Consider the following 25,427-nt stretch of genomic DNA (forward strand, 5'->3'; position numbering starts at 1 on the left):
CTAGGCGCGGGCGCTGTCCGGCCCGGTACGCTGGCCCTGTTCGTGTCCATCCCGACCGGCCGCATCCCTCGACGACTGCGTGCCGGCGCAGTCAGGGAGAGTTCCAGCGGTGACCAATCACATGCAGCCCGACGACCAGCAGTCCCCCGCCACCGAGTCCACCCCCGCGTCGGCCGAGGCCGCCGATACGACCGTGCCCGCCGAGGCCCGGCCCGTCCCCGAGATCGTCCCCGACGCCCCGGCGCACGGTGATTCCTCCCAGCCCGCCGAGACGCCCGCCGTGCCCTCCCCGGCCGCGATGAAGAAGGCCAGCCCGGCCGCCGTGCGCCCCGCGACGCCCGCCGCCGCGTCCGTCGCCCCGGCCCCCGTCGTGGCCCCGACCGTGCCGCCCACCCCGGTGGAGGAGGCCGCCAGGTTCGCCCGGGTGAGCGAGGACGGCCACGTCACGCTGCTGGACGGGCAGGAGGAGCACGCGGTCGGCCAGGTGCCGGACGCGAGCACCGAGGACGCGCTGGCGTACTTCGTGCGCAAGTACGACGACGTGCGCGCCCAGATGGCCCTGTTCGAGCAGCGCATCGCCGCCGGCGCCCCCTCGGGTGAGCTGGGCCGCGCGCTGGGTCAGATGACGACCGCGGTGAACGAGCGCCACATGGTCGGCGACATGGACGCCCTCCGCACCCGCCTGGCGGCCCTGGAGACCCTCCTGGGCGACTACCGCGCCGCGGAACAGGAGGCCCGGCAGGCCGCCCAGGCCGAGCAGCTGGCCACCCGCGAGGCCATCGTCGCCGAGGCCGAGACCTTCGCCCAGACCCCGGCCGAGCGGATGCCCTGGAAGACCGCGTCCAAGCGCATGACGGAGCTGTTCGAGCAGTGGAAGGCCGCCCAGAAGGCCGGTCCGCGTCTGGCCAAGTCGGTCGAGGACGACCTGTGGAAGCGCTTCCGCGGCGCCCGCACCACGTTCGACAAGACCCGCCGCGCCCACTTCTCCCGGCTGGACGCCGCCTCGGCCGAGGCCAAGCAGGTCAAGGAGCGCCTCATCGCCCGCGCCGAGGAGCTGTCCACGTCCACCGACTGGGGCGTGACCGCCGGCAAGTACCGCGACCTGATGGACGAGTGGAAGCGCGCCCCCCGGGCCTCCCGCAAGGAGGACGACGCCCTCTGGGCCCGCTTCCGCGCCGCCCAGGACGTCTTCTTCGCCGCCCGCAAGGCCGCGAACCAGGAGATCGACCGCGAGTACGGGGCCAACCTGAAGGTGAAGGAGCAGATCCTCGCCGACGGCCAGAAGCTGCTCCCCTTCACGGACGTCAAGGCCGGACGGCGCGCGCTCAACGAGCTGCGCGGGCGGTGGGAGGATGCCGGCCGCGTGCCCCGCGGGGACGTCCGCCGGATGGAGGAGGGCTTCCGCAAGCTCGAGGACGCCCTCAAGCAGGCGGAGAACGAGCACTGGCGCCGCACCGACCCGGAGACCAAGGCCCGCACGAACTCCGCCCTCACGCAGCTCGAGGAGACCATCGCGGGGCTCGAGGCGGATCTCGCCCGGGCCCAGGCCCGGGGCGACCAGCGCGCCGTCAAGAAGGCCCAGGAGGCGCTCGACGCGCGCCTGCAGTGGAAGCAGGCCCTCGAGGCCTCGGCCTCCGAGCTCCGCTGAGCCCCACCCGTCTCGAGCACGCCCCCGCGGCCCGCCTGTCCACAGGCGGCCGCGGGGGCGTCCCCGTCTCTGGCAGGATCCGGGCATGACGACCGTGACGATCGAGGAGACCGCCCCGACCGGGGCACTCGTGCTGGCGGGCGACCCCTTCACGGAGCCGGAGCTGCAGGCGCTCGGCGCGCGGGGCGCCGTGCGGCCGCTGCTGCCCGGGGTGTGGGCGCGGCCGGACGCCGCGGACGATCCCGCGGTCCGGGCCGCTGCCCTGTGGACCCTCGGCGGCCCGCTCCTGGCCGCCGGCTGGACCGCGATCGGCCCGTCGGCGGCCTGGATCCTGGCCGGCGGCGCGGCGCCCGGGCGGCTGCACGCGGCCGTGCCGCACTTCCACCGGCGCCCCGCCGGCGGGGGCCTGCTGCCCTGGACGCTCACGCAGTCGGACGTCGCGGCCGATGCCACGGGCGTCGCCCCCGCCGAGCACGACGTGCTCCGCTTCGGCCCCGTGCGGGTCACGACGCCCGCCCGGACAGTCGAAGACCTGCTGCTCAGCGCCGACCCGGATGCGGCGCGGCGCGCGGCCGCCGTGATCGGCGCCCACGGCGCCGCCGGGCTGCGGGAGCGGCTGGCCCGCCGGACCCGCCGTGCCGGCGTCGTGGCGGCCCGGCGCCGGCTGGGCGCGCTGCTGGCGGCGCTGGACGTCCCCGACTGAGGCCGGGAGGCTCAGGTGCGGTGCACGTCGAAGACGCCGTCGATGCGGCGCACCGCGTCGATCACGTGGCCGAGGAACCGGGGGTCGCCCATCTCGAAGACGAACCGGCTCATCGCCACGCGGTCGCGGGTGGTGTTCACGGAGGCCGAGAGGATGTTCACGTGGTTCTCGGAGAGGACCCGGGTGACGTCGGAGAGCAGCGACTTGCGGTCCAGCGCCTCGATCTGGATCTCCACCAGGTAGACGGTGTCCCGCGACGGCGCCCAGCTGACCGGGGTGCGGCGCTCCGGCTCCTGCGCGAGCAGGGTCGCCAGGTTGGGACAGTCGACCCGGTGCACGGAGACCCCGGAGCCGCGGGTGACGAACCCGTCGATGGCGTCCGGCGGCACCGGGTTGCAGCACCGTGCCAGCTTGGCCATGACGCCGCCGTCGCCGTCCACGAGCACGCCGGCGTCGTTGGTGGCCCGCGCGGGGGCGCGCCGCGACTGGGCCGGGACCAGCTCCTGCAGGTCCACCTCGCCGACGGTCAGCTCGCCCTCCGGCTCGGCCTGCGTCGGCGTCGGCGGAGCGAGGCGCTCCGCGACGCGTTCCTGCACGGACTGGGCGGACACGTGGCCGTCGCCGAGGGCCACGAACAGCCCGTCGAGGTCCGCGTAGCCGAGATCCGTGGCCACCTGCACCAGCTCCTCGCCGCCGAGCACCTGCTGCACGGCCATGCCGGCCTTGCGCAGCTGACGGGTCAGCGACTCGCGTCCCCGGTCGGCCTGCTCGTCGCGGCGCTGCGTGGCGAAGTGGTGACGGATCTTGGACCGGGCCCGCGGCGAGACCACGAAGCCCAGCCAATCCCGGCTCGGCCCCGCGTCCTCGGCGCGCGAGGTGAAGACCTCCACGGTGTCGCCGTGGCTGAGCGGCGTGGACAGCGGGACGAGCTTGTCGTTGACCCGGGCGCCGATGGTGCGGTGGCCGACGTCGGTGTGGATGGCGTAGGCGAAGTCCACGGGCGTGGAGCCGGCCGGCAGGGTGCGGATCTCCCCCTTCGGCGTGAAGACGTACACCTCGTCCGCCCCGATCTGGGTGCGCAGCGAGGCGAGGAACTCGTCCGGGTCCCGGGTGTCCGCCTGCCAGTCCATCACCGAGCGCAGCCAGGCCGGCGTGGCCTGCACCGGCGCCTGGCCGGCGACCTGGGCCTTGTACCGCCAGTGCGCGGCGACGCCGTACTCGGCCTGGCGGTGCATCTCCTGCGTGCGGATCTGGATCTCCACCGGCTTGCCGCCCGGCACCATCACCGTGGTGTGCAGGGAGCGGTACATGTTGAGCTTCGGGACCGCGATGTAGTCCTTGAACCGGCCCGGGACCGGGTTCCAGCGCGCGTGGATGACGCCGAGCACGGCGTAGCAGTCACGCACGGAGTCCACGAGCACCCGGATGCCCGTGAGGTCGTGGATGTCGTCGAAGTCCTTCCCGCGCGTCACCATCTTCTGGTAGATCGAGTAGTAGTGCTTCGGCCGTCCGGTGACGGTCGCCCGGATCCGGTGCTCGCGCAGGTGCTCCTCGATCACGGTGCGCAGCGCCGCGATGTGCTTCTCCCGCTCCGGGTTGCGCTCCCCCACGAGGCGCACGATCTCCGCGTACATCTTGGGCTTGAGGGCGGCGAAGGAGAGGTCCTCGAGCTCCCACTTGACGGTGTTCATGCCGAGCCGGTGGGCCAGCGGGGCGTAGATGTCCAAGGTCTCCTGGGCCTTGCGGGCGCTGGACTCCGGGGAGACGTACCGCCACGTCCGCGCGTTGTGCAGCCGGTCGGCGAGCTTGATGAGCAGGACGTTCACGTCCTGGGCCATCGCGATGACCATCTTGCGCACGGTCTCGGCCTGCGCCGCGGCGCCGTAGGTCACCTTGTCCAGCTTGGTCACGCCGTCCACGAGGAGGGCGACGTCGGAGCCGAAGTCGGCGCGCAGGCGCTCCAGGGAGTAGTCCGTGTCCTCGACGGTGTCGTGCAGCAGGGCCGCCAGGAGGGTCGGGCCGGTCACGCCGATCTCGGCGAGGATCGTGGCGACCGCGACGGGGTGGGTGATGTACGGGTCCCCGGAGCGCCGCATCTGCCCCTCGTGTGCCGCGCGGGCGACCTCGAAGGCGCGGACGATGTCGGCCAGCTCGGTCTTGGTGGCTCGCTGCCGCACCGTGCGCATCAGCGGCTCGAGCAGGGGCGAGTACTCGGTGGCGTGCCGGCCGGTCAGGCGTGCGATCCGGCCGCGGGGCCGGACCGGGACGGGAGTGGGGTCCTGCTCGCTCATGGGCCACGCCTCCTGACTCGTGCGGCCCCGACCGCTCCGGCCGGGATGATCGGCGAGTCTACCCGCGCCCGTCCCGCCCCGCCCCAGAAAGACCGCCGGGCCCGGTGGCAGGTGCACCGGGGCCGCAGCGGCTCCGTCAGAGTCGCGCGCCGTCGTCCCAGGGGGCGACGTCGGGATCGGTGACCGCCTCTGAGGCACGCTCCCGGGCGGCGCGGGCCGCGGCCCGGGCGTCGTGGTCGCGCACGTCCGGGTCGTTGCGGCGCAGCAGGGCGTACAGCGGCGCCTGGAGGAACAGGGTGGACAGGGTGCCCACGATGATGCCCACGAACAGCGCGAGCGCGATGTCCCGCAGCGTGCCGGCACCGAGCAGCCCCGCGCCGATGAACAGGATCGAGCCGACCGGCAGGATGCCGACGACGGAGGTCGTGATGGACCGGACGAGCGTCTGGTTCACCGCGAGGTTCACGTTCTCGACGAAGGAGCGCTCCGGGTCCTCCTCGGCCCCGATCGTGTTCTCGCGGATCTTGTCGAAGACCACCACGGTGTCGTAGAGCGCGTACGACAGGATCGTGAGGAAGCCGATGATGGCCGACGGCGTGATCTCGAAGCCGGTGGCGCCGTAGATGCCGGCGGTCAGCGCGACCACGTAGAGCATGCCGAGCACGGCGGCCAGGGACATCTTCCAGGTGCGGAAGTACACGGCCATGAACAGGGTCACGAGCACCACGAAGATCACCAGGCCGATCAGGGCCTGCTGCGACACCGCGGCGCCCCAGGTCGGCCCCACGAAGGTCGAGGTCACCTGGTCCTGGCCGACGCCGTAGGCCTCCTGCAGGTTCGCGGCCACGGCTCGGGTCTGGGCGTCGTCGAGCTGCTCGGTCTGGACGCGCACGGTGCCCGGGGCGACGTTCGTGACGGTGGCGTGGCCGTCGGCCAGCACGTCGGTCACGGCGCGCTCGCCCGCGGCCACGTCGGTGGAGGCCGTCTGCGAGACGGTGAACTCGGAGCCGCCCCGGAACTCGATGCCGAGGTTGAAGCCACCGCGGAGGGCGGTCAGGCCGCCGGCGAGGACGAGCAGCAGGGCGGCGAGGGCGAACCACCGCCGCCAGCGCTGGATGAACGGGTAGGAGATGCGGCCCGAGTAGAGGGCGTTGCCCCAGTCGGCGAAGCGGTTCACTGGTCCTCCTCCTGGCGGCGGCGCTCGGCGCGGCGTCGCTCGGCGATCGTCATGGGCGGCGCGGTGCGCGAGCGGCGGCCGCCCCGGGCGGACGAGCCCGCGCGGGGGGCGCCCGTCGCGGCGAGCGGGCGCGGGGCGTCGGCGGCCGGCTCGTCGGAGGCCTCCGCCGGGAGCCCGGTGCGGGGGGCAGTGGCGGGCTCGCGGAAGCGCCCGGCGCCCTGGTACAGGGACGGCCCGCCCAACAGCGACGGGTCCAGTCCGGACATCGGGTGTCCCTCGCCCACGAAGCGGGTCTGGGCCAACAGCACCATGAGCGGGTGGGTGAACATGAACACCACGATCAGGTCGGCGATCGCGGTGAGGCCGAGGGTGAACGCGAAGCCGCGCACGTTGCCGACGGCCACGAAGTACAGCACGACGGCGGCCAGCAGGTTCACGGCCTTGGACGCGGTGATCGTCCGCCGGGCGCGCTTCCAGCCCTCGTGCACGGCGACGGGCACGGTGTGGCCCGCGCGCAGCTCGTCCTTGATGCGTTCGAAGTAGACGATGAACGAGTCCGCCGTCAGACCGATCGCCACGATGAGCCCGGCGATGCCCGCGAGGGACAGGCGGTAGTTGTCCGTCCAGCCCAGGATCGCGATGGTCAGCCACGTCAGCACGCCCGCCACGATGATCGAGGCGAAGGTCAGCAGGCCCAGGGCCCGATACTGGAAGAACTGGTACACGGCCACGAGGCCGAGGCCGATCAGGCCGGCGATCAGGCCCCAGAAGAGCTGGTCCCGGCCGAGCGTGGCGGAGATCTGCTGCTCGGACTCGATCGAGAAGGAGATCGGCAGGGAGCCGTAGTTGAGCTGCTCGGCCAACTGCGCCGTCGTCTGCTCGTTCAGGGTGGGGCCGCTGATCTGCGCGCTGCCGTTGGTGATGACCACGTTGGACTGCGGCGCGGAGATCACGTCCCCGTCCAGCAGGATCGCGAACTGCTTGCGCGGGTCGCCCTCGGGGTACGGGGTGAGCTTCTGGGTGACCTCCGTGAAGGCCTTGGTGCCCTCCTCGTCGAACTCGATGTTGACGACCCACTGGTTGGTGGAGACGCCGCTCTGGGCCTGGGCCATGCCGTTGGACGCGCCCTTGATCTGGGTGCCCGGGATGACCACGGGGCCCAGGATGTACTTCTGGGCGGACGTGACGGCGCCGTCGGCGAGCTCCTCGGAGGGCTGGCAGGCGACGATCGCCCGGTCGGACGGCGGCGGGGGCGCGGCCGGGTCCCGCGGGGCGGTGCAGTCCGTGGCCTGGAACTCGGCCAGCAGGGCCGGGGTGACCCAGTTCGGGTCGTAGGCGTCGGCCGGCTCGCCGTCGGGCTTCGGCAGCTGGTCTTCGGGCAGGCGCTGGTCCTCGGGCGTGGCCTCCCCCGAGCCGGACTGCAGCACGGGGCGGAACTGCATGTCCGCGGACGCCTGGATCAGCCGGCGGGTCTCCTCGTCCGGGACCCCGGGCAGGGAGACGACCACGTTCTGGGAGCCCTGCGTGGCGACCTCCGCCTCGGCCACGCCGGAGCCGTCCACACGCTGGCGGATGATCTCCACGGCCTGGTCCAGCTGCTCGGGGGTGACGGACTCGCCCGTCGAGGTCTCGGGGGCCAGCACCATCTGCGTGCCGCCCTCGAGGTCGAGGGCGAGCTTGGGAGCCCAGGAGGCCGCGCCGGAGGCCACGCCCCCGCCGAGGATCGCGGCCAGGACCACGAGGAGGGCGGCCAGCCAGGCCAGGGTGCGCCCGGCGGAGCCGGTGGGTGTTCTCTTCGCCATTGCTCAGGTGCTTCCGTCACATTCGAGCGGCCCCGCCAGGCGGGGCCGCGTGTGCAGGGGTGGGTGGGCCTCAGGCCAGGTCGTCGCGGCGCGGACGCGGGTCGTCGGCGTCGTCGGCGCGGTACTCGGTGCCGGGGGCGTCATCCAGACGCGACGGGTCCGTGGTGGGCGCGGCGGCCGTCTCCGGCTCCACGACGGTGGTGACGCCCTGCAGGTGCACGTCCATGCGGGTGCCCGGGGCGGTCTCCAGCGTCACCCGCTGGCCCTCGGTGTCCACGGCCACGACGGTGCCGAAGATGCCGGCGCCCGTCATGACCTCGACGCCTGGGGCGAGGGTGCTGCGCATCTGCGCCTGCTGCTGCTGCATCTTCTTGCCCTTGCGGAAGGAGAGGAAGAGCATCACCGCGAGCAGGGCGAAGGCGATGAGCATGAGCAGGCTGCCGCCACCCCCCTGGGCCTGCTGGGCGATCACGGGCAGGGTCGCGGCGGTGGCGACGGGCATGGGGGACTCCTGATGCTCGGGGTGGGCGGGCCTGTCCAGTGTAGGGGCCCGCCCTGGGCGTCACGGCCCCGGCGTGGCCTCCGGAGCGGCGAGGCCCAGGTGCTCCCAGGCCCCCGGCAGCGCGACGCGGCCACGGGGGGTCCGCGCCACCATGCCCTCGCGGATGAGGAAGGGCTCGGCCACGGTCTCCACGGTCTCGGCCTCCTCCCCCACGGCGGTGGCCAGCGTGCTGAGCCCCACGGGCCCGCCGCCGAACGTGGTGCACAGGGCCGTGAGCACGGACCGGTCGAGCCGGTCCAGGCCGCGCCCGTCGACCTCGTACATGTCCAGGGCGGCGGCGGCGTCGTGCGCGCCGACCTCGGCCAGCCCCTTCACGAGCGCCCAGTCCCGCACGCGGCGCAGCAAGCGGTTGGCGATGCGCGGGGTGCCGCGCGAGCGCCGGGCGATCTGCCGGTACCCCTCCGTGGCCAGCCGCATGTCCAGCAGCAGGGCGGAGCGGCGCAGGACGCGCTCGAGCTCCACCTCGGTGTAGAAGTCCAGATGGCCCGTGAAGCCGAAGCGGTCGCGCAGCGGCCCCGGCAGGAGGCCGGCCCGCGTGGTGGCGCCGACGAGCGTGAAGGGCGGCAGCTCGAGCGGGATCGAGGTGGCGCCGGCGCCCTTGCCCACCACGATGTCCACCCGGAAGTCCTCCATGGCCATGTAGAGCATCTCCTCGGCCGGGCGGGACATCCGGTGGATCTCGTCGAGGAAGAGCACCTCGCCCTCGGTGAGCGAGGACAGGATGGCCGCGAGGTCGCCCGCATGCTGGATCGCGGGGCCGGAGGACAGCCGCAGGGGGGCGTTCATCTCCGCGGCCACGATCATCGCCAGCGTGGTCTTGCCGAGCCCGGGCGGACCGGAGAGCAGGACGTGGTCCGCGGCGCGGTCGCGCAGCCGGGCGGAGGCGAGCATGAGGTCCAGCTGCTCGCGCACGCGCATCTGGCCCACGAACTCGTCCAGGTGCTTGGGGCGCAGCGCGGCCTCGAGCCAACGCTCCTCCGGGTCGACGGCCGCCGCGGACAGCGGCGAGGACTCCGCGCTCATCGCCCGCCTCGCACAGAGCCGGCCATGCCGACGTCGCGCAGGGTGGCACGCAGCAGCGCGGCGACGTCGCGGCCCTCGTCCAGCTCCGGGCGGGCCGCCACGGTGGCCTCGACGGCCTTGAGCGCCTCCTTCTCGGACCAGCCCAGGCCGGCCATCGCCTGCACGACGTCGGCGTGCCAGAGCGCCTCGACGGTCGGCTCGGCGCTCGCCTCGGCCTCCGCCTCGGGCACCGGCTCCCCGGTGGGCGCGAGGCGGCCGGAGAGCTCGACGATGATCTTGCGCGCCATCTTCGGCCCGATGCCGGGCACGCGGGTGAGGGTCTTCTCGTCCTCCTCGGTGACCGCCCGGCGCACGGTCTCGGGGTGGTGGACGGAGAGGATCGCCAGGGCGAGGCGGGGACCCACGCCGTTGGCCGTGATGAGCACCTCGAACACCTCGCGCTCGTCGCGGTCCGCGAAGCCGTAGAGGGTCAGGGCGTCCTCCTTGACCACGAGGTGGGTCTGCACCGCCCCCGGCCGGCCCTCGTGCAGGGTGGCCAGCGTCTGCGGGGTGGCGGAGAACTGCACACCCAGGCCGCCGACGGCGATGACCGCCCGGTCGAGGGCCACGTGCTCGACGGTGCCGCTGAGCGAGGCGATCATGAGGGGCCCTCCTGTCGGGACGGACGGACGCCGGTCGGCGCGGATTCGAACATATCATCGAACGCCGGCCCGGCAGCGGCCTACCGGCGTCGCCCGCCGCCCGCCGAGCGCTCGGCGTCGAGCCAGGCCCGCTGCGCGGCGGTGAGCTGGCCCCGCGGGCGGGCGCGCGCGGGCGCCTTGGCGGCGAACTGCGAGCGCCCCGCCCGGGAGGCGAGGTCCGCGGTGTCGAGGCCGGTCTGGCCGGCGGCCGCGCCGAGGGCGGTGCCGCGCCAGCCGTGGGCGATGGCCAAGGCGAGGGCGTCGGCCGCGTCGGCCGGGCGCGGCGGGGCGTCGAGGCGGAGGATCCGGGTGACCATCGTGGTGACCTGCTCCTTGCCCGCATCGCCGTGTCCGGTGACGGCGGCCTTGACCTCGGAGGGGGTGTGCAGGCCCACGGGGACGCCGGCGCGCGCGGCCGCGGCGATCGCCACGCCCGCGGCCTGGGCCGTGCCCAGCACGGTCGGCGTGTTCGTGTTCGCGAACATGCGCTCGACGGCGGCGCGATCGGGCCGGTGCGCGGCGAGGACCGCGGAGACGGCCTCGTCGATGCGCAGGAGGCGCTGGTCCAGGGGGGCGGTGGGCGGGGTGCCCGTGACCTCGACGTGGACGAGCGCGGCCCGCCGTCGCGCGTCCACGTCCACCACGGCGATCCCGCAGCGGGTGAGCCCCGGGTCCACCCCGAGGATCCGGACGACGTCGGCGGGCCGGCGCGCGCTCAGCGCGATCAGTCCTCGTCGAGCTCGGCGAGGACCTCGGGGGCGATGTCCACGTTCGAGAAGACGTTCTGGACGTCGTCGAGGTCCTCGAGGGCATCGGCCAGCTTGAGGAAGGTGCGGGCGCCCGACGCGTCCAGGTCCACCTTCATGGTGGGGACGAACTCGAGCTCGTCGGACTCGTACTCCACGCCCGCCTCGTCGAGGGCCTTGGCCACGGACTGCAGGTCGGAGGGGTCCGAGAGGATCTCGAAGGAGTCGCCGGAGACGACGACCTCCTCGGCGTCGGCGCCGCCCTCGAGCACGGCCTCGAGCAGGCCGTCCTCGGTGTTGCCCTCGGCGGGCAGGCGCACGAGGCCCTTGCGCTCGAAGAGGAAGGAGACGGAGCCGGAGTCGGCCATGGTGCCGCCGTTGCGGGTGACGGCCGCGCGCACGTCCGCGGCGGCGCGGTTCTTGTTGTCGGTCAGGCACTCGACCAGCAGCGCCGAGCCCTGGGGGCCGCGGACCTCGTACATGATCTCGGCGTAGTCGATGACCTCGCCGGTGAGGCCGGCGCCGCGCTTGACGGCGCGGTCGATGTTGTCGTTGGGCACCGAGGCCTTCTTGGCCTTGGACACGGCCAGGTCGAGGGCGGGGTTGCCGGCGACGTCGGGTCCGCCGGCACGTGCCGCGACCTCGATGTTCTTGATGTACTTCGCGAACGCCTTGGCGCGCCGCGCGTCGATGACGGCCTTCTTGTGCTTGGTGGTCGCCCACTTGGAATGTCCTGCCATCACGCCTCCTCAGGTCTGGATCTCGTCTGCTGGCTCGACCGCCCAGTCTAGCGACGCCCGGTGGGGTGGCGCGGATCACGGCTGACTACACTCGCGCCCATGACCCACACCTCCGCGCCCTCCGTCCTGCCCGCCGACCACCCGCTGGCGACCCCCTCCGACCTGCCCTACGGGCTGCCCGACTTCTCCGCCGTCTCCGACGCGCAGCTGGCCGAGGCCGTGCGCGCGGGGATGGCGGCCCAGCGCGCCGAGGTCGACCAGATCCTCGGGGCGGCCACGGCGCCGACCTTCGAGAACACCGTCCGTGCGCTCGAGCTGTCCGGCCAGCTGCTGCGCCGCTCCGCCGCGATGTTCTTCACGCTCGTCGGCTCGGACGGCACGGATGCGCGGCAGGCCCTGGCCGAGGAGCTCTCCCCCGAGCTCGCGGCCCACGAGGACGCGATCCTGCTGGACCCGCGGCTGGCGGCGCGCGCCGCTTCGATCGACGACGGCGGCCTCACGGGCGAGGACGCCCGCCTGCTGGAGACGCTGCGCCTGCGCCTCTCCCTGGCGGGGGCGGACCTGGACGAGGCCGCGCGCGAGGAGCTGCGCGGGATCAACACGGAGCTGGCGTCCCTCTCGGCCGCCTACACGCGCCGCCTCGTCGCGGACACCGCCGCCCGCGCCGTGCTCGTCACGGACCGCGAGCGCCTGGCCGGTCTGAGCGAGGACGACCTGGCCGCGGCGGCGGGGGCGGCCGCCGAGGCGGGGCACGGGGACGGGGACGCGGCGGCGGGCCCGTGGCTGCTGACGCTGTCCCTGTTCACGTCGCAGCCGTGGCTGGCGTCCCTGCAGGACGAGGGGATGCGGCGCGAGGTGTTCGAGGCGTCGACGGGCCGGGGCGGGTCCGGGGAGCACGAGACGCTGACGACGGCGATGGCGATGGTGCGGCTGCGGCTGCGCAAGGCGCGGCTGCTGGGGGCGCAGAGCTGGGCCGAGCAGGCGCTGAAGGACCGGGCGGCGCCGTCGACGGCGGCCGTGGAGGAGCTGCTGGCCGCGATGGCGCCGCGGGCGATGGCCAACGCGCGGGCGGACGCGGCGACGGCGGCGGCGCACGCGGGCCGGACGGACGCCGAGGTGGCCCCATGGGACTGGCCGGCGCTGTCCGCGGCGTACGCGCGGGAGGAGTTCGCGGTGGACGCGGACGCCCTGCGCCCGTACTTCGAGCTGGACCGGGTGCTGACCGAGGGCGTGTTCGCGGCGGCGACGGCGCTGTACGGGCTCACGTTCGCCGAGCGCCCGGAGCTGGCGCGGCACCTGTACCGCCCCGGGATCCGGGTGTTCGAGGTGACGGGTGAGGACGGTGCCGGGGTGGGTCTGTTCGTCGCGGACCTGTTCGCGCGGCCGACCAAGTCGGGCGGTGCCTGGATGCACACGGTGCGGGACATGGCGGACGCCCTGGGCGAGCGCCCGGTGGTGTTCACCACGATGAATGTGCCGGCCCCGACGGCGGGGCGTCCGGCCCTGCTGACGCTGGATGAGGCCACGACGCTGTTCCACGAGTTCGGCCACGCCCTGCACGGGCTGCTGGCCCGGGGCGAGTACGCCTCGCTCACCGGGACGAACGTGCCGCGCGACGTCGTCGAGTTCCCGTCGCAGGTCAACGAGGTGTGGCTGCGCGAGCCGTCCCTGCTGGCCGCGTACGCGCGGCACGTGGAGTCGGGCGAGCCGCTGCCGGCGGGGACGCTGGAGCGGCTCGAGGCGGCGGACCTGTGGGGCGAGGGGCACCGCACGGTCGAGTATTTGGGCGCGGCACTCGTGGACTGGGCCTGGCACTCGCTGACGGAGGAGACGGTGGACGCCGCCACGGCCGACCCGGCCGCGTTCGAGCGCCGGGTGCTGACCGAGGCGGGCATCGACCCGGACCTGGTGCCTCCGCGCTACGGCACCGGCTACTTCAAGCACATCTTCGGCGGCGGCTACGCGGCCGGGTACTACTCCTACGTGTGGGCCGAGGTGCTGGACGCGGACGCCGTGGAGTGGTTCCGCGAGCACGGCGGGATGACGCGGGAGAACGGCCGCCGGTTCGCGGACGAGCTGCTCTCGCGGGGCGATACGCGTGACCTGCTGGAGTCCTACCGCGCGTTCCGTGGCCGGGACGCCGAGCTCGAGCCGCTGCTGCGCCGTCGGGGGCTGGCGGACGCCGCGGCCTGAGCGCGGTCAGCGCCCCCGGCCGCCGGGGCGGGGGGCGCTGAGCACGGCGCGCAGCCAGCCGCGCACGGTGGTGTCCCACTTGCGCGGGTCCACGTTCTGCTCGCGGGTGTGGCGGGCCTGGTGGAAGCGGACGAACCGCACGAGGTCCGGGTTGCGCTCGGCCAGGTCCTGCGAGGGGCCGACGGGCACGTACTCGTCGTCCTCGGAGTGCAGGATCAGCGTGGGCACACGCACGTGGTCGGCGCGGGTCACCCAGTCCAGGGCCTTGAGGTCCACGGGGGCGGCCAGGCCCGTGATGAACCGGCCGGCCCGGTTGGCCAGCAGCCACTGGCCGAGCAGGCCCACGGCTTCGGGGATCCGGTTGAGCCGGGCCTGGTGGCGCAGCACGTCCACCCAGTCGATGACGGGGCCCGTCAGGACCACGCCGCGCACGTGCGGGGCCAGCGGGGAGCGGTCCACGGTCTGCAGCACCACGGCCCCGCCCATGGACCAGCCGAAGAGGACGACGTCCCGGGCGCCGTGGTCGAGGGCGTAGCGGATGGCCGCCTCGACGTCCTCCCATTCGGTGGTGCCGAGCCCGTAGCGGGCGTCGGCGGCGTCCGGGGCGTCGCCGTCGTTGCGGTAGGAGATCAGCAGCGACGTCATGCCCAGGCGGCGGGCGGTCGGCACGGCGCGGATGCCCTCGTTGCGGCGCGCACCGCGGCCGTGGACCATCACCGCCCACAGCCCCTCCGCGGGACGGGGTTCGCCGTCCTCGCTGGGGTCCGGCTCGATGCGCCATGCGCGGGCGTGGCCGCCGGGCACCGGCACCTGCACGTCCTCGGCGTCGAGCCCGGCGTCGGCGGGGGTCGGGTAGACGAAGCCGGTGAACCGGCCCCGGGTCGCCGTCGTCAGATCGCCGGAGAAGACCTCCTCGACCGCGCGCTGCACCGTGCCGTCCCGGGGGTCGAAGGAGGTGATCTCCCCGATGCGGGCGCATCCGGCGCCGTCGTCGAACGTGAGGGAGTACTGGCCGGGCACGGTGGTGTACTCGTCGGCCTGCAGGATCACGTCCTGCCCGGCGGGCGTGTCGACGACGGCGAGGATCGGCGTGGACTCGGCGTGGCGGCGCACGGGGGTCACCACGGTGCGGGCGAACACGCCTGCGAGCGCCGAGCTCGCCCCGGCCAGCACGAAGGCGGAGGCCGCGGCGACGCTGAGCACGGGCGGGGCCCAGCGGGCCACCGGGGAGGCCACGGCCACGCCGCCGCGCACCGATCCGGTGACTCCGCGGCGGACCAGGCGGCCCGCTCGGCGGACGCGGGAGTCGCGACCCCCGGCCCGCCGGGCTGCCACGGTGACGGCGGCGGCCAGGGCGGGCGGCAGGTCGGCGGGGTGGGGACGGGGACGGCGGGGTCGTGCGGCCATGCGCGCCATTGTCCTCCACGGGCGGGCGCGCCCGCCAATGCGACGCCGGTCGGGAACACGACGGCGCTCCGGACCGTTGCACCGGGCATGACCGAGACTCCCCACACCCCCCATGACGGCCCCACCCCCGACCCCGCGCGGGACGTCCCCGCTCCCGAGCAGACCCTGGCCGCCCCGGGCGGCGCCCGCCTGACGGACGAGGAGTGGGCCCGACGGCTCACGCCCGAGGAGTTCCAGGTGCTGCGCCGGGCCGGCACGGAACGGCCCTTCACGGGCGAGTACTGGGACTCGCACGTGAAGGGCGTGTACGCGTGCCGGGCGTGCGGATCCGAGCTGTTCCGCTCGGACGAGAAGTTCGACGCGCACTGCGGCTGGCCCTCGTTCTTCGCACCGCTCGCGGAGGACCGGGTGGAGTACCTGAAGGACACCACCCTGGGCATGGAGCGGATCGAGGTGCGGTGCGCGGCGTGCGGCTCCCACATGGGTCACGTCTTCGCGGGCGAGGGCTATGACACCCCCACGGACCTGCGCTACTGCATCAACTCGATCTCGCTGCGCCTGGCCCCCGCCGACGACGCGGCGGCCCCGGACGGGGCGCGCTGATCCGGTGCGGGAGCGCCGTGGCGTCCACGGCGCGCCCCCGCGGCCCGCTGGGCCCCGCAGCCTAGGCTGACGGGCATGAGCGTGATCGGGCCCCGTCGCCTCTCCGCCGCCCCCGGGGCGGTCGAGGCGCCCGTGCCGCCGGGGGTGTTCCGGCGTGCCCTGGCGGACCTGCGCGATGCGCGGCCACGGACCGAGGTGCGGCTGCGGGAGATCCCGGCACCCGAGGGGCAGGCGCCCTTCGCCGTCGCCCTCGCCGCCGACGTGTGCGACGGGCCGGGCGCGACCGGCGGCGTGCTGGCCACGGGGCGGTTCGTCCTCCTGCACGACCCGGCCCCGGACGCCCGGTGGCCGGGAGGCTTCCGGGCGGTGACATGGATCCGTGCGAGCCTGGAACCGGACGTCGCACTGGACCAGCTGGCCGGCGCCGTCGCGTGGACGTGGCTCGTGGAGGCGCTCGAGCGCCGCCACGCCGAGCACTCCCACGCCGGCGGCACCGCGACGCGCAGCATCGCGGAGGGCTTCGGGACGCTCAGTGCGGCCCCGGACACCACCGACATCGAGCTGCGCGCCTCGTGGACCCCGGCCCCGCGGGACCTCGGCTCGCATCTCGAGGCGTGGTCGGACATGATCTGCGCGTTCGCCGGTCTGCCGCCCGAGCACGCCGCGGACGTCCACACGGCCGGCCCCTGACCGCGCGCCCGCGCCTCCGACACACCGGGCCCCGGCCCGTCCCCGCCCCGACCTCCCCGAACAGGAGCAGCATGACCGACGCCCCCGAGACGGCCGCCCCGGACGCGCCCCCGCGGCTGATCGCCACACCGGCCGGTGGAGTCCCCCGGCTCACCGACACCCGCGCGGGCCTGGAGGCCTGCGCCGCGGCGCTCGCCGCGGGGACCGGGCCCGTCGCCGTCGACGCGGAGCGCGCCTCCGGGATCCGGTACGGCCAGCGGGCTATGCTCGTCCAGCTCAAGCGCGAGGGCGCCGGCATCTGGCTCGTCGATCCCGAAGCCCTCGACGGGCTGGCCCCGCTGCAGGAGGCCCTCGCGGGCGTCGAGTGGATCCTGCACGCGGCCAGCCAGGACCTGCCCTGCCTGGCCGAGCAGGGGCTGCGCCCCGATCGGCTGTTCGACACCGAGCTCGCGGCCCGGGTGTCCGGCCTGCCGCGCGTCGGCCTGGCCGCGGTCCTGGAGGAGCTGCTGGGGGTCACCCTCGCCAAGGAGCATTCGGCCGCCGACTGGTCGGTGCGTCCGCTGCCCGAGGCGATGCTCACCTACGCGGCGCTCGACGTCGAGCTGCTCGTCCCGCTGCGCGAGGCCCTGATCGCGCGCCTCGAGGCCGACGGCAAGCTCGCGTGGGCCGAGCAGGAGTTCGAGCACGTGCGCACGGCCCCGCCGCCCACGCCGAAGAAGGACCCCTGGCGCGGCACCTCGGGCTCCCAGACGCTGCGCCGCCCCGTGCAGCGCGCGGTCCTCAAGCGCCTGTGGGAGGCCCGCGAGGACCTCGCCCGCCACCGCGACGTCGCCCCCGGCCGGCTCATCCCGGACCGGTCGATCGTCGCCGCCGCGGCCGCCCAGCCGCGCACCGTCCCCGCCCTGCGCCAGACCTCCGGCTTCCACGGCCGCGCCGCGAGCCGCGAGGCCCCGCGCTGGATCGCCGCGATCCGGGCCGGCGTCGAGGACGCCGAGCGGGACGACGCCCCCGCGGCGCAGATCCGCACCGGGGACGGCCCGCCCCCACCCCGGGCCTGGAAGGACCGGGACCCGGTGGCGGACCGCCGCCTGCGCACGGCCAAGGCCCGCGTCGCCCGACGGGCCGAGCAGCTGGGGATGCCCACCGAGAACCTCCTCACCCCGGACACCCTTCGGCGGATCTGCTGGACCCCGCCCGCCCCGATCACCCCCGAGACCGTCGACGCGTTCCTGACGGAGCGGGGCGCGCGCCCGTGGCAGGTGGAGAACGTCGGCGCGATCGTCACGGTCGCGCTCCTCGACCCCGATCCCGCCGGCGCCTGAGCCCCCGACGCGGCCGGCCGGATCGGTCCGTCGCGTCGCGTCGACGCCGAGGCTACTCGCCGGTAGTGTGACCCGCATGACATCCGTTTCTCTTGCTTCCTTCGACCACCTGCCCGCCCTGGCCCCGGATGAGGTCGTCACCACCGTCACCGTGACCGACCACGCCCTGCCCGATGGCGCGGGCACGCTCGCGCTGCTCACGCTGGACAACGGGCAGGGACCCCGCCGGCCCGCCACCCTGGGCCCGGCCACGCTCCTCGGCCTCGGCCGGGTGCTCGACGAGCAGGCCGCCCGGGCCGCCGCGGGCGCGATCCAGGCCCTGGCCGTGACCGGTGTGGAGGGGACCTTCGCGGCCGGGGCGGACCTGTCCCTGATCGCGGGCCTCACCGACGACGTCGGCCGCGACCTGGCCCTGCTCGGCCACGCCGTCTACGACCGGCTCGCGGCCCTCGAGATCCCCACGGTCGCGCTCGTGAACGGCCTCGCCCTCGGCGGCGGCCTCGAGCTGGCCCTGGCCGCCGGACACCGCGTGGTGGCCGCCGATGCGAAGGGCTTCGGCCTGCCCGAGGTCCGGCTCGGCCTGATCCCCGGCTGGTCCGGCGTGTGGCGCGTGCCCCATCTGATCGGCCCGGAGGCCGCCGTCGACGTCGTGCTGAAGAACCCCCTCGACGACAACCGCATGCTCGACGCCCGCGCGGCGCACGGGCTCGGCCTGATGGACCGGATCGTGGAGGGGGACCTCCTCGACGCGGGCCTCGAGCTCGCCGCCGCCCTGGTCGCCGGGGACGAGTCCGTGGCGGCCGAACTGGCCGCCCACCGCGACCGCGACGTGTCCGACGCCGCCTGGGACCGCGCCCTGGCGGCGCTGGAGCGGCTGCAGGCCGCTCGCCCCGGACGCCACCTGCCGGCGCGCCGTCACCTGGAGGACCTGTTCACCGGCGCCCGCACGCGCACCCGCGCCGAGTCCGCCCAGGCCGAGGCGGACGCCCTCGGGACGCTGCTGCACTCCCCCGAGTTCCGGCGCACCGTGTACGCGTTCCTCGGCCTCGTCCAGGGCCGCGCCAAGCGCCCCGCCGGCGACCCGGGCCGCGAGCTCGCCCGCGAGGTCCGCAAGGTCGGCATCGTCGGTGCGGGCCTGATGGCCGGCCAGCTCGCCCTCGTCTTCGCCCGGCACCTGCGGGTGCCCGTCGTGATGACGGACATCGACGCCGAGCGTGTCGAGCGCGGCCTGGCGGGCGTGCGCGCGCAGGTCGAGAAGATGGTCTCCCGTGGACGGCTCTCCGCCGAGGACGGCGAGGCCCTGGCCGGGTTGATCACCGCGGACACGGACAAGGCGGTGTACGCGGACGCCGACATCGTCATCGAGGCCGTCTTCGAGGAGCTCGAGGTCAAGCGCACCGTCTTCCGCGAGCTCGAGGGCATCGTGCGTGAGGACGCCATCCTGATGACCAACACCTCGAGCCTGTCCGTGGCCGCCATGGCCGAGGTCCTCGAGCATCCCGAGCGCCTCGTGGGCTTCCACTTCTTCAACCCGGTGGCGGTCATGCCGCTCGTGGAGATCGTGCGGACCGAGGCGACGACGGACGAGGTCGTGGCCACCGCGTTCGAACTGACCCGCCGGCTCCGCAAGACCGGCGTGCTCGTCCACGACGCCACCGCGTTCGTGGTCAACCGCGTCCTGCTGCGCATGATGGGCGAGGTGCAGAACTCCTTCGACGAGGGCACCGACGCGCACGAGGCCGACCACGCGCTGGACCCGCTGGCCCTGCCGATGACGCCGTTCACCCTCCTGGCCATGGTCGGCATCCCCGTGGCCCAGCACGTGTCCGAGTCCCTCTCCGCGTCCTTCGGCGCGGAGCGCTTCCCGGTCTCGGCGAACCTGCAGCGCCTGATCGACGCCGGCAAGACCGCGATCTGGGCCAAGGACGTCCGCCCCGACCGGCGCGACGAGGAGGCCGCCGGCGCGACCGGCGAGCAGATCCCGGAGGCGACCGCGGCCCTGCTGGAGCAGGGCTCGACCCCGCAGACCTCCGAGGAGCTGCTGCGCCGGGTCGAGGACGCGCTGGCCGAGGAGATCGGCCTGCTCCTGGACGAGCGCGTCGTCGCGGCCCCCGAGGACGTGGACCTGTGCATGATCCTCGGCGCCAACTGGCCCCTGCACCTGGGCGGCATCACGCCGTACCTGGACGACTGCGGGGCCGCCGAGCGGGTGAACGGGCGGCGCTTCCACCCGGCCGCGCAGGCCTGACCGGCCCCGGCCGGGCCGTCCGCGACGGCCCGGCCCACGGCTCAGGCGATCGGCAGCCCGGCGAACGTCACCACGTGCGCGTCGAGCCCGGCGGTCGCCGCGGTCTGGTCGGCCACGGGGGTCGAGGCGGTGCCCCCGCCCCAGTCGGAGGCGACCACGGCGCCCTCGCGCACGAGGTGCGCCCCCAGCTCCACGCCGTCCGCGACGACGGCCACCCGCACGTCCGACCCGCCCGCGTCCGCCGGGCGCAGCTCGGCGCGGGGCACGCGCAGCCCGCCCTGCAGGGGCGAGGCCTCCTCGAGCCGGTCCACGGCGAGCGGGCCTTCGGCGGCCACCCGCGCGAGGAGGAGGTACTCCGCGTACGAGGGCAGCACCGCGGCGTCGATGCCGGCCCGCTCACGGTCGATGCGCACCCGCTGGGCTCCGGCGGAGTCCTCGTGGGTCGTCCATGCCCAGCCGTCCCCGTCGGGCGTGAAGCCGACCTGCGTCTGGGCGAGGTAGCGCTCGGGCAGTCCACCGCGGGCGGCGCGCTGGGCGGGCGTGGGGGCGAAGCCCATGCGGGTGGTCAGCACGCCGTCCTCCAGCACCCGGTGCAGGAAGCCGACGTGCACGTCGTCGAGGGTCACGGCCTCCCACCGCTCGAAGGGAGTGAGGTCGAAACGGGCGGCGCCGGTGGGGCGCGGGGCGGGGTGGGTCACGGCGGTGCTCCTGGGGCTCGGGGGTCCGTCCCCCCGATCCTCGCACCCGTCGGGCCCGGTCGCATCCGCCCTCGCCACGGGCGATAATGGGTCGATGACCACGCAGGACTCCCCCCTCACCCCGAACTCCTCCCGGTCCGGCTGCTGCGACGACCACGCCCGCCCGGACACCTCCCGCCGCACCGTCCTGGGCCGCGGCGCCGCCGTCGCCGCCGCGGGTGCCGGCACACTCGCGCTGGCCGGCTGCACGGACCGGCTGCGTGAGAAGGACACCGCGCAGGACCACTACACCGGCTCCGACGCCGTCGACGCGCTGCCCGCCGCCGAGCTGCCCGTGGGCGCCTCCCGGGAGGTGCAGGTGCAGGGTAGGACGCTGATGATGCATCGCGTGGACGAGACCACGGTGACCGCCTTCACCAACGTGTGCACGCATCAGGGCTGCCTGCTCCAGGTCGTGGACCGGCAGGAGGGCCCGGCCTACGCCTGCCCCTGCCACGGCTCGCACTTCGACGTCACCTCGGGGAAGCCGTTCGGCGGCCCGGCCCGCAAGGCCCTCATGGACTACGACGCGGCCGTCGTCGACGACCGCATCGTCGTCAAGCTCTGAGCCCGGCTCATTCCTCCGGCGCGCCGTAGCGCCGGCGCGGGGGCACCACGACGGCGGAGCGGTCGTTGGGGTCCCACGCCGGCTGCTCGCGCCGCCGCGCCGGGTAGTAGCGGTGCCGCCACCAGAACCAGATGAGCGCCCCCAGCACCGGCAGCAGCAGCATGAGGCCGACCCACGGCAGGCGCGCCCGGGCGTCCAGGGGGCTGCGGCCCAGCGAGACGAAGCCGGCCACCCACAGCGCACCGGCCACGACGGACACGGTCCAGCCCAGGGCGGCCTCCCCCGGCGTCGGCACGAGCGGGGTCGCGGCGGCCGCGCCGGTCAGCGCGCCGGCCATCAGAAGAGCGCGACCTTCTCCGGGCCCGGGAACAGGGCGTCCAGCTCGGCCAGGTCCTCCGCGGTGGCGAGCCAGTCGGCCGCCGCCGCGTTCTCCACGACCTGCTCGGCACGGGTGGCGCCGGCGATCACGGAGGACACCGGTCCCTGCGCCGCCAGCCACCCGATCGCGGCCTGGACCTCGGTGATCCCCCGCTCCCGGGCGAACCGGCCGAACGCGGCCAGCTGCTCCAGGTCGGCGTCGGCCACCATGTGCTGGCGCACGTGGGACAGGCGCGAGCCCTCGGGGGCGTCGCCCTGCGAGTACTTGCCCGTGAGCAGCCCGTTGGCCAGCGGGAAGTACGGCAGGACGCCGAGCCCGAACTCGGCCGCCGCCGGGACCACCTCGAGCTCGGCCCGGCGGTCCAGCAGGTTGTAGTGGTTCTGCGCGGACACGAAGCGCTCCACGCCCAGCTCGCGGGCCACGTACTCGGCCTGGGCGATCTGCCACCCGGCCCGGTTCGAGTGGCCCACGTAGCGGACCTTGCCGGCGCGCACGAGGTCGTCGAGCGCGCGGAGGGTCTCCTCGATGGGCGTGGCCGGGTCCGGGGTGTGGAACTGGTAGAGGTCGATCCAGTCGGTGCCGAGGCGGCGCAGGGAGTCCTCGACGGCGCGCACGATGTACCGGCGGGAGCCCCGCGCGCCGCCGTCGTCGCCGGCGACACCGCCCATGTCCATGCCGAACTTGGTGCCGATCACCACCTCGTCGCGGCGGGCGCCCAGGGCGCGGCCGAGCCGCTCCTCGGACAGGCCGGGCTCGGCGCCGTAGACGTCGGCGACGTCGAAGAAGGTGATGCCGGCGTCGAGCGCGGCGTGGACGACGGCGTTGGTGCCGGCCTGCTCCAGCGTGGCGGTGCCGGGGCGGCCGAGGTTGTTGCAGCCCAGGCCGACGACGGAGACGGTCAGCCCGGAGCGGCCGAGACGGGTGTGGCGCACGGGTCAGCCCTCCTGCTCTGCGGTGCGGACGTCCACCTTGTTCGGCTGCACGCCGTCGGCGCGCTTGGCGGCCGCCGGGATCTCGGCGGCGGCCTTGCGGGCGTGGGGGGTCCGGACGCGCAGCACGAGGGCACCGGCCTCCTCGACGACGTCCTCGACCTCGCCAAGACCGCGCCAGGCCAGCTGGTGGGTCACCTCGACGCGCAGCCGTTCCACGGTGCGCCGCTCGATCACCGTGGCCTCCCGGCCGCGGAGCCGGTAGGCCACCGGCAGCACGGCGAAGGTCGCGGGGTCCGCCTCGGCGAAGCCCTCCTCCGCGCCCTGCGCCACGAACGCGGCCAGCAGCTGATCACCCTCGGCCTGGTCGGCCAGGGGCTGCTCCCCGACGGTGCCGGGCTGGCCGACCCGGCCGTGGTGGACCACGAACTCCCCGGCCTCCGCGTCGGCCCATGCCTCGCGGTACTCGAAGAGCCGGGCGCCGTCGTCGCCGACGGTCTCACGGTACAGCCGGACGATGCTCATGCCTGCTCCTGGTGGTGGGGGGCGGCCGCGTCCTCGGGGACGGGCCGGGCGTACGGGACCTTGGCGCCGAGGACCTGGGCGACGGTGTCCTGGGTGATGCGCTGCGCGGTGAGGCCCACGCGGGCCAGCACCTGCTCGCGGCTGCCGTGGGCGAGGAACTCGACCGGCAGGCCGACCTCGTTCAGGGCGGTGTCCACGCCGGCCGCGCGCATCTCCTGCCGGATCCGCGAGCCGACGCCGCCGGCCCGCACCCCGTCCTCGAGGCACACGACGATCCGGTGGCGGGCGGCCGTGTCGATCACGGACCGGGCCACGGGCAGGACCCACCGCGGGTCGATCACCGTGGCGCTGATGCCGTGCCGCTCGAGCCGTTCGGCGACGTCGAGGCCGAGCTCGGCCATCGCGCCCACCGCCACGATCAGCACGTCCCGCTCGGCGCCGTCGCGTCCGCCGGCCTCGCCGCGCCGGGCGAGCACGTCCGTGCCGTCCGACAGCCGCTCCAGGGCGCGCACCGGCTCGCCGACCGAGCCCTTCGCGAACCGCACCACGGTGGGCGCGTCCTCGACGGCGACGGCCTCGCGCAGCTCCTCCCGGAGCGTGTCCGCGTCGCGGGGCGCGGAGATCCGCAGCCCCGGGACCGACTGCAGCAGGGCCAGGTCCCACATGCCGTGGTGGCTCGGGCCGTCCGGCCCGGTGACGCCCGCGCGGTCCAGCACGAACGTCACGCCCGCACGGTGCAGGCCCACGTCCATGAGCACCTGGTCGTAGGCGCGGTTGAGGAAGGTCGCGTAGACGGCCACCACGGGGTGCAGGCCGCCGAAGGCCATGCCGGCGGCCGACGTGACCGCGTGCTGCTCGGCGATGCCGACGTCGAACACCCGGTCCGGGTGGGCCAGCGCCATCGGGGCCAGGCCCACGGGGTTCTGCATGGCGGCGGTGATGGCCACGACGTCCGGCCGCTCGTCCGCGATCGCGACCATCTCCTCGCCGAACACGGAGGTCCAGGACTGGGCCGTCGACGAGGTGATGGGCTCGCCCGTGGAGGGGTCGATCACGCCGATCGCGTGGAACTGGTCCGCCTCGTGCGCGACCGCCGGCGCGTAGCCGTGCCCCTTCTCGGTCATCGCGTGGACGATCACGGGCCCGCCGTACGCCCGCGCGTCCTCGAGGGCCTCCTCCATGGCGGTGAGGTCGTGACCGTCCACCGGACCGATGTACTTCATGCCCAGGTCCTCGAACAGGCCCTGCGGCGCCCAGAGGTCCTTGAGGCCCTTCTTCGCCGCGTGCAGCGGCCGGTACACCAGCTCACCCGCGAGGCCGGCCTCCTGGAGGCGGCGCTTGAGGTAGTCGAGGGTCTGCTCGTAGCGGTGGTGGGTGCGCACCTTGTCCAGCACCCCGCGGCGCAGTCCGCCCAGGTGCTCGGCGACGCCGCCCACCGTGGGCGCGTACGAGCGGCCGTTGTCGTTGACCACGATCACCACGCGCCGATCCCGGCCGGCGGCGATGTTGTTGACCGCCTCCCAGGCCATGCCCCCCGTGAGCGCGCCGTCGCCGATCACGGCCACCACGGTGCGGTCCCCCTGCCCGGTCTGCGCCCAGGCCCGCGCGATGCCGTCCGCCCAGGAGAGCGAGCTGGAGGCATGCGAGGACTCCACCACGTCGTGCTCGGACTCGGTGCGGTCGCCGTAGCCGGACAGGCCCCCCTCCTGGCGGAGCGTCGTGAAGTCCTGGCGCCCCGTGAGCAGCTTGTGCACGTACGACTGGTGGCCCGTGTCGAAGATGACCGCATCCTTCGGCGACTCGAACACGCGGTGCACGGCCAGCGTCAGCTCGACGACGCCCAGGTTCGGTCCGAGATGGCCACCCGTCTTGGAGACGTGGGCGATCAGGTAGGCGCGGATCTCCGCCGCCAGCGCGGTCAACTGGTCCTCCGTGAGGGCCGACAGGTCCGCCGGGCGGGCGATCTGCGGCAGCAGCGGGGCGCCGGGGCTCGTGGGGGGCAGATGTTCCATGGTGCGACCAGCCTACTCCGCGGGTCCGCGCCCGGGCGGGACGCGGGCGGCGGCCCGCGCGGGCGGGCCCCGTGGATCAGGCCTTCGCGGCGATCTGACGGAGCACGTACTGAGACATGCTTCGCTCTGCCTGGCGATAGTTGCACAGCTTCCGTCGGCTCTCAGGATCCCTGTCTCGATGGGACGCCCGACGATGCAACCGTACAAGACCAATTTCTCTTGGGTGATCGGCGGTACTGGGATCGTCTTCTCACCACGGTGATGTTCACGAGACGACGCAGCCGATCCCGTCACGACGGCGAGCGAGGTGAGCCCGTCCGTTCGGGCCTCGATTCCATCTGCGACCAGGGCCGCCGAGCCGATGTTCTCCATCGCAGCCTCAGCGCTGCCACCCCGGGTCGACTGGATCTTGGCCGGGCGATTCCACGCCCGCCGATCGACA

Annotated in this window: 22 protein-coding genes; 8 read left to right on the forward strand and 14 right to left on the reverse strand. The window is 74.7% G+C overall.

Annotated features, from left to right (window positions below):
* Positions 1-109 precede the first annotated feature (109 nt).
* Positions 110-1,648, forward strand: a complete 1,539-nt coding sequence (locus AC0VX2_RS06270) for a DUF349 domain-containing protein (protein WP_036380974.1) — start codon at positions 110-112, stop codon at positions 1,646-1,648.
* Between the two features lie 85 nt (positions 1,649-1,733).
* Positions 1,734-2,351, forward strand: coding sequence for a hypothetical protein (locus tag AC0VX2_RS06275; protein WP_036380977.1), 618 nt, complete (start codon positions 1,734-1,736; stop codon positions 2,349-2,351).
* Between the two features lie 11 nt (positions 2,352-2,362).
* Here the strand turns inward: AC0VX2_RS06275 and AC0VX2_RS06280 are convergent, their stop codons facing one another.
* The 8 genes from AC0VX2_RS06280 to AC0VX2_RS06315 form a co-directional block, all read right to left on the reverse strand.
* Positions 2,363-4,642: a RelA/SpoT family protein gene (locus AC0VX2_RS06280; protein WP_136939972.1), complete on the reverse strand. Its 2,280-nt coding sequence runs from the start codon at positions 4,640-4,642 to the stop codon at positions 2,363-2,365.
* A 136-nt stretch (positions 4,643-4,778) separates the two neighbouring features.
* Complete coding sequence (gene secF / locus AC0VX2_RS06285; protein ID WP_036317952.1) at positions 4,779-5,819, reverse strand: protein translocase subunit SecF; 1,041 nt, start codon at positions 5,817-5,819, stop codon at positions 4,779-4,781.
* Complete coding sequence (gene secD / locus AC0VX2_RS06290; protein WP_136939971.1) at positions 5,816-7,621, reverse strand: protein translocase subunit SecD; 1,806 nt, start codon at positions 7,619-7,621, stop codon at positions 5,816-5,818. The genes secF and secD overlap by 4 nt, the downstream gene beginning before the upstream one ends.
* Positions 7,622-7,691: 70 nt before the next feature.
* The gene (locus AC0VX2_RS06295) at positions 7,692-8,123 is read right to left on the reverse strand and encodes a preprotein translocase subunit YajC (RefSeq protein WP_036317946.1); all 432 of its coding nucleotides are present in this window, start codon (positions 8,121-8,123) and stop codon (positions 7,692-7,694) included.
* Between the two features lie 60 nt (positions 8,124-8,183).
* Positions 8,184-9,206: a Holliday junction branch migration DNA helicase RuvB gene (gene ruvB / locus AC0VX2_RS06300; protein WP_475432404.1), complete on the reverse strand. Its 1,023-nt coding sequence runs from the start codon at positions 9,204-9,206 to the stop codon at positions 8,184-8,186.
* Positions 9,203-9,847 carry a Holliday junction branch migration protein RuvA gene (gene ruvA, locus AC0VX2_RS06305; RefSeq protein WP_036317942.1) on the reverse strand — a complete coding sequence of 215 codons (645 nt, stop codon included), beginning with the start codon at positions 9,845-9,847 and terminating at the stop codon, positions 9,203-9,205. The genes ruvB and ruvA overlap by 4 nt, the downstream gene beginning before the upstream one ends.
* Before the next feature lie 80 nt (positions 9,848-9,927).
* Complete coding sequence (gene ruvC, locus AC0VX2_RS06310; protein WP_036317938.1) at positions 9,928-10,563, reverse strand: crossover junction endodeoxyribonuclease RuvC; 636 nt, start codon at positions 10,561-10,563, stop codon at positions 9,928-9,930.
* Positions 10,564-10,610: 47 nt separating this feature from the next.
* Positions 10,611-11,372 carry a YebC/PmpR family DNA-binding transcriptional regulator gene (locus AC0VX2_RS06315; RefSeq protein ID WP_036317934.1) on the reverse strand — a complete coding sequence of 254 codons (762 nt, stop codon included), beginning with the start codon at positions 11,370-11,372 and terminating at the stop codon, positions 10,611-10,613.
* Between the two features lie 99 nt (positions 11,373-11,471).
* Here AC0VX2_RS06315 and AC0VX2_RS06320 point away from each other — a divergent pair, with 99 nt between their 5' ends.
* A complete protein-coding gene (locus tag AC0VX2_RS06320) occupies positions 11,472-13,565 on the forward strand; it encodes a M3 family metallopeptidase (protein WP_136939970.1) in 2,094 nt (697 codons plus the stop codon).
* A gap of 6 nt (positions 13,566-13,571) precedes the next feature.
* Here the strand turns inward: AC0VX2_RS06320 and AC0VX2_RS06325 are convergent, their stop codons facing one another.
* On the reverse strand, positions 13,572-14,972 hold the full coding sequence (locus tag AC0VX2_RS06325) for an alpha/beta hydrolase family protein (protein ID WP_020627847.1): 1,401 nt from the start codon (positions 14,970-14,972) through the stop codon (positions 13,572-13,574).
* Positions 14,973-15,059: 87 nt separating this feature from the next.
* Between AC0VX2_RS06325 and msrB the strand changes: the two genes are divergently transcribed.
* From msrB to AC0VX2_RS06345, 4 genes are all read left to right on the forward strand, one after another.
* Positions 15,060-15,575 (forward strand): peptide-methionine (R)-S-oxide reductase MsrB, encoded by a 516-nt coding sequence (msrB, locus tag AC0VX2_RS06330; RefSeq protein ID WP_020627848.1) that lies wholly within the window; start codon positions 15,060-15,062, stop codon positions 15,573-15,575.
* Between the two features lie 75 nt (positions 15,576-15,650).
* A complete protein-coding gene (locus AC0VX2_RS06335; protein ID WP_020627849.1) occupies positions 15,651-16,265 on the forward strand; it encodes a DUF3000 domain-containing protein in 615 nt (204 codons plus the stop codon).
* A 71-nt stretch (positions 16,266-16,336) separates the two neighbouring features.
* On the forward strand, positions 16,337-17,587 hold the full coding sequence (locus AC0VX2_RS06340; RefSeq protein WP_036382839.1) for a ribonuclease D: 1,251 nt from the start codon (positions 16,337-16,339) through the stop codon (positions 17,585-17,587).
* A 76-nt stretch (positions 17,588-17,663) separates the two neighbouring features.
* Complete coding sequence (locus AC0VX2_RS06345; RefSeq protein WP_036317899.1) at positions 17,664-19,835, forward strand: 3-hydroxyacyl-CoA dehydrogenase NAD-binding domain-containing protein; 2,172 nt, start codon at positions 17,664-17,666, stop codon at positions 19,833-19,835.
* A 41-nt stretch (positions 19,836-19,876) separates the two neighbouring features.
* Here AC0VX2_RS06345 and AC0VX2_RS06350 read toward each other — a convergent pair whose 3' ends face one another.
* Positions 19,877-20,533, reverse strand: a complete 657-nt coding sequence (locus AC0VX2_RS06350) for a hypothetical protein (protein WP_020627852.1) — start codon at positions 20,531-20,533, stop codon at positions 19,877-19,879.
* A gap of 94 nt (positions 20,534-20,627) precedes the next feature.
* On the opposite strand from AC0VX2_RS06350, the gene AC0VX2_RS06355 reads away from it, so the two are divergent.
* Entirely contained in the window at positions 20,628-21,140 is a 513-nt protein-coding gene (locus AC0VX2_RS06355) for a Rieske (2Fe-2S) protein (RefSeq protein WP_020627853.1), read from the forward strand.
* A 7-nt stretch (positions 21,141-21,147) separates the two neighbouring features.
* Here the strand turns inward: AC0VX2_RS06355 and AC0VX2_RS06360 are convergent, their stop codons facing one another.
* The 4 genes from AC0VX2_RS06360 to dxs are packed head-to-tail and all read right to left on the reverse strand — an operon-like array spanning position 21,148 to position 24,985.
* A complete protein-coding gene (locus tag AC0VX2_RS06360) occupies positions 21,148-21,477 on the reverse strand; it encodes a PLD nuclease N-terminal domain-containing protein (protein WP_020627854.1) in 330 nt (109 codons plus the stop codon).
* A complete protein-coding gene (locus AC0VX2_RS06365; protein WP_475432409.1) occupies positions 21,477-22,451 on the reverse strand; it encodes an aldo/keto reductase in 975 nt (324 codons plus the stop codon). The genes AC0VX2_RS06360 and AC0VX2_RS06365 overlap by 1 nt, the downstream gene beginning before the upstream one ends.
* Positions 22,452-22,454: 3 nt before the next feature.
* Positions 22,455-22,973 carry a hypothetical protein gene (locus AC0VX2_RS06370; protein ID WP_020627856.1) on the reverse strand — a complete coding sequence of 173 codons (519 nt, stop codon included), beginning with the start codon at positions 22,971-22,973 and terminating at the stop codon, positions 22,455-22,457.
* A complete protein-coding gene (dxs, locus tag AC0VX2_RS06375) occupies positions 22,970-24,985 on the reverse strand; it encodes a 1-deoxy-D-xylulose-5-phosphate synthase (RefSeq protein ID WP_020627857.1) in 2,016 nt (671 codons plus the stop codon). Before dxs ends, AC0VX2_RS06370 begins: the two co-directional genes overlap by 4 nt.
* Positions 24,986-25,427 lie beyond the last annotated feature (442 nt).

It is taken from the genome of Micrococcus sp. iso_239 (assembly GCF_056173395.1).

Coding starts and splice junctions, on each gene's coding strand:
- msrB (WP_020627848.1), top strand. CDS start 15,060: ATGACCGAGACTCCCCACACCCCCCATGACGGCCCCACCCCCGACCCC.
- AC0VX2_RS06340 (WP_036382839.1), top strand. CDS start 16,337: ATGACCGACGCCCCCGAGACGGCCGCCCCGGACGCGCCCCCGCGGCTG.
- ruvA (WP_036317942.1), bottom strand. CDS start 9,847: ATGATCGCCTCGCTCAGCGGCACCGTCGAGCACGTGGCCCTCGACCGG.
- secD (WP_136939971.1), bottom strand. CDS start 7,621: ATGGCGAAGAGAACACCCACCGGCTCCGCCGGGCGCACCCTGGCCTGG.
- AC0VX2_RS06280 (WP_136939972.1), bottom strand. CDS start 4,642: ATGAGCGAGCAGGACCCCACTCCCGTCCCGGTCCGGCCCCGCGGCCGG.
- AC0VX2_RS06355 (WP_020627853.1), top strand. CDS start 20,628: ATGACCACGCAGGACTCCCCCCTCACCCCGAACTCCTCCCGGTCCGGC.
- dxs (WP_020627857.1), bottom strand. CDS start 24,985: ATGGAACATCTGCCCCCCACGAGCCCCGGCGCCCCGCTGCTGCCGCAG.
- AC0VX2_RS06325 (WP_020627847.1), bottom strand. CDS start 14,972: ATGGCCGCACGACCCCGCCGTCCCCGTCCCCACCCCGCCGACCTGCCG.
- AC0VX2_RS06295 (WP_036317946.1), bottom strand. CDS start 8,123: ATGCCCGTCGCCACCGCCGCGACCCTGCCCGTGATCGCCCAGCAGGCC.
- AC0VX2_RS06345 (WP_036317899.1), top strand. CDS start 17,664: ATGACATCCGTTTCTCTTGCTTCCTTCGACCACCTGCCCGCCCTGGCC.
- AC0VX2_RS06335 (WP_020627849.1), top strand. CDS start 15,651: ATGAGCGTGATCGGGCCCCGTCGCCTCTCCGCCGCCCCCGGGGCGGTC.
- AC0VX2_RS06360 (WP_020627854.1), bottom strand. CDS start 21,477: ATGGCCGGCGCGCTGACCGGCGCGGCCGCCGCGACCCCGCTCGTGCCG.
- AC0VX2_RS06370 (WP_020627856.1), bottom strand. CDS start 22,973: ATGAGCATCGTCCGGCTGTACCGTGAGACCGTCGGCGACGACGGCGCC.
- AC0VX2_RS06275 (WP_036380977.1), top strand. CDS start 1,734: ATGACGACCGTGACGATCGAGGAGACCGCCCCGACCGGGGCACTCGTG.
- AC0VX2_RS06315 (WP_036317934.1), bottom strand. CDS start 11,372: ATGGCAGGACATTCCAAGTGGGCGACCACCAAGCACAAGAAGGCCGTC.
- ruvB (WP_475432404.1), bottom strand. CDS start 9,206: ATGAGCGCGGAGTCCTCGCCGCTGTCCGCGGCGGCCGTCGACCCGGAG.
- AC0VX2_RS06320 (WP_136939970.1), top strand. CDS start 11,472: ATGACCCACACCTCCGCGCCCTCCGTCCTGCCCGCCGACCACCCGCTG.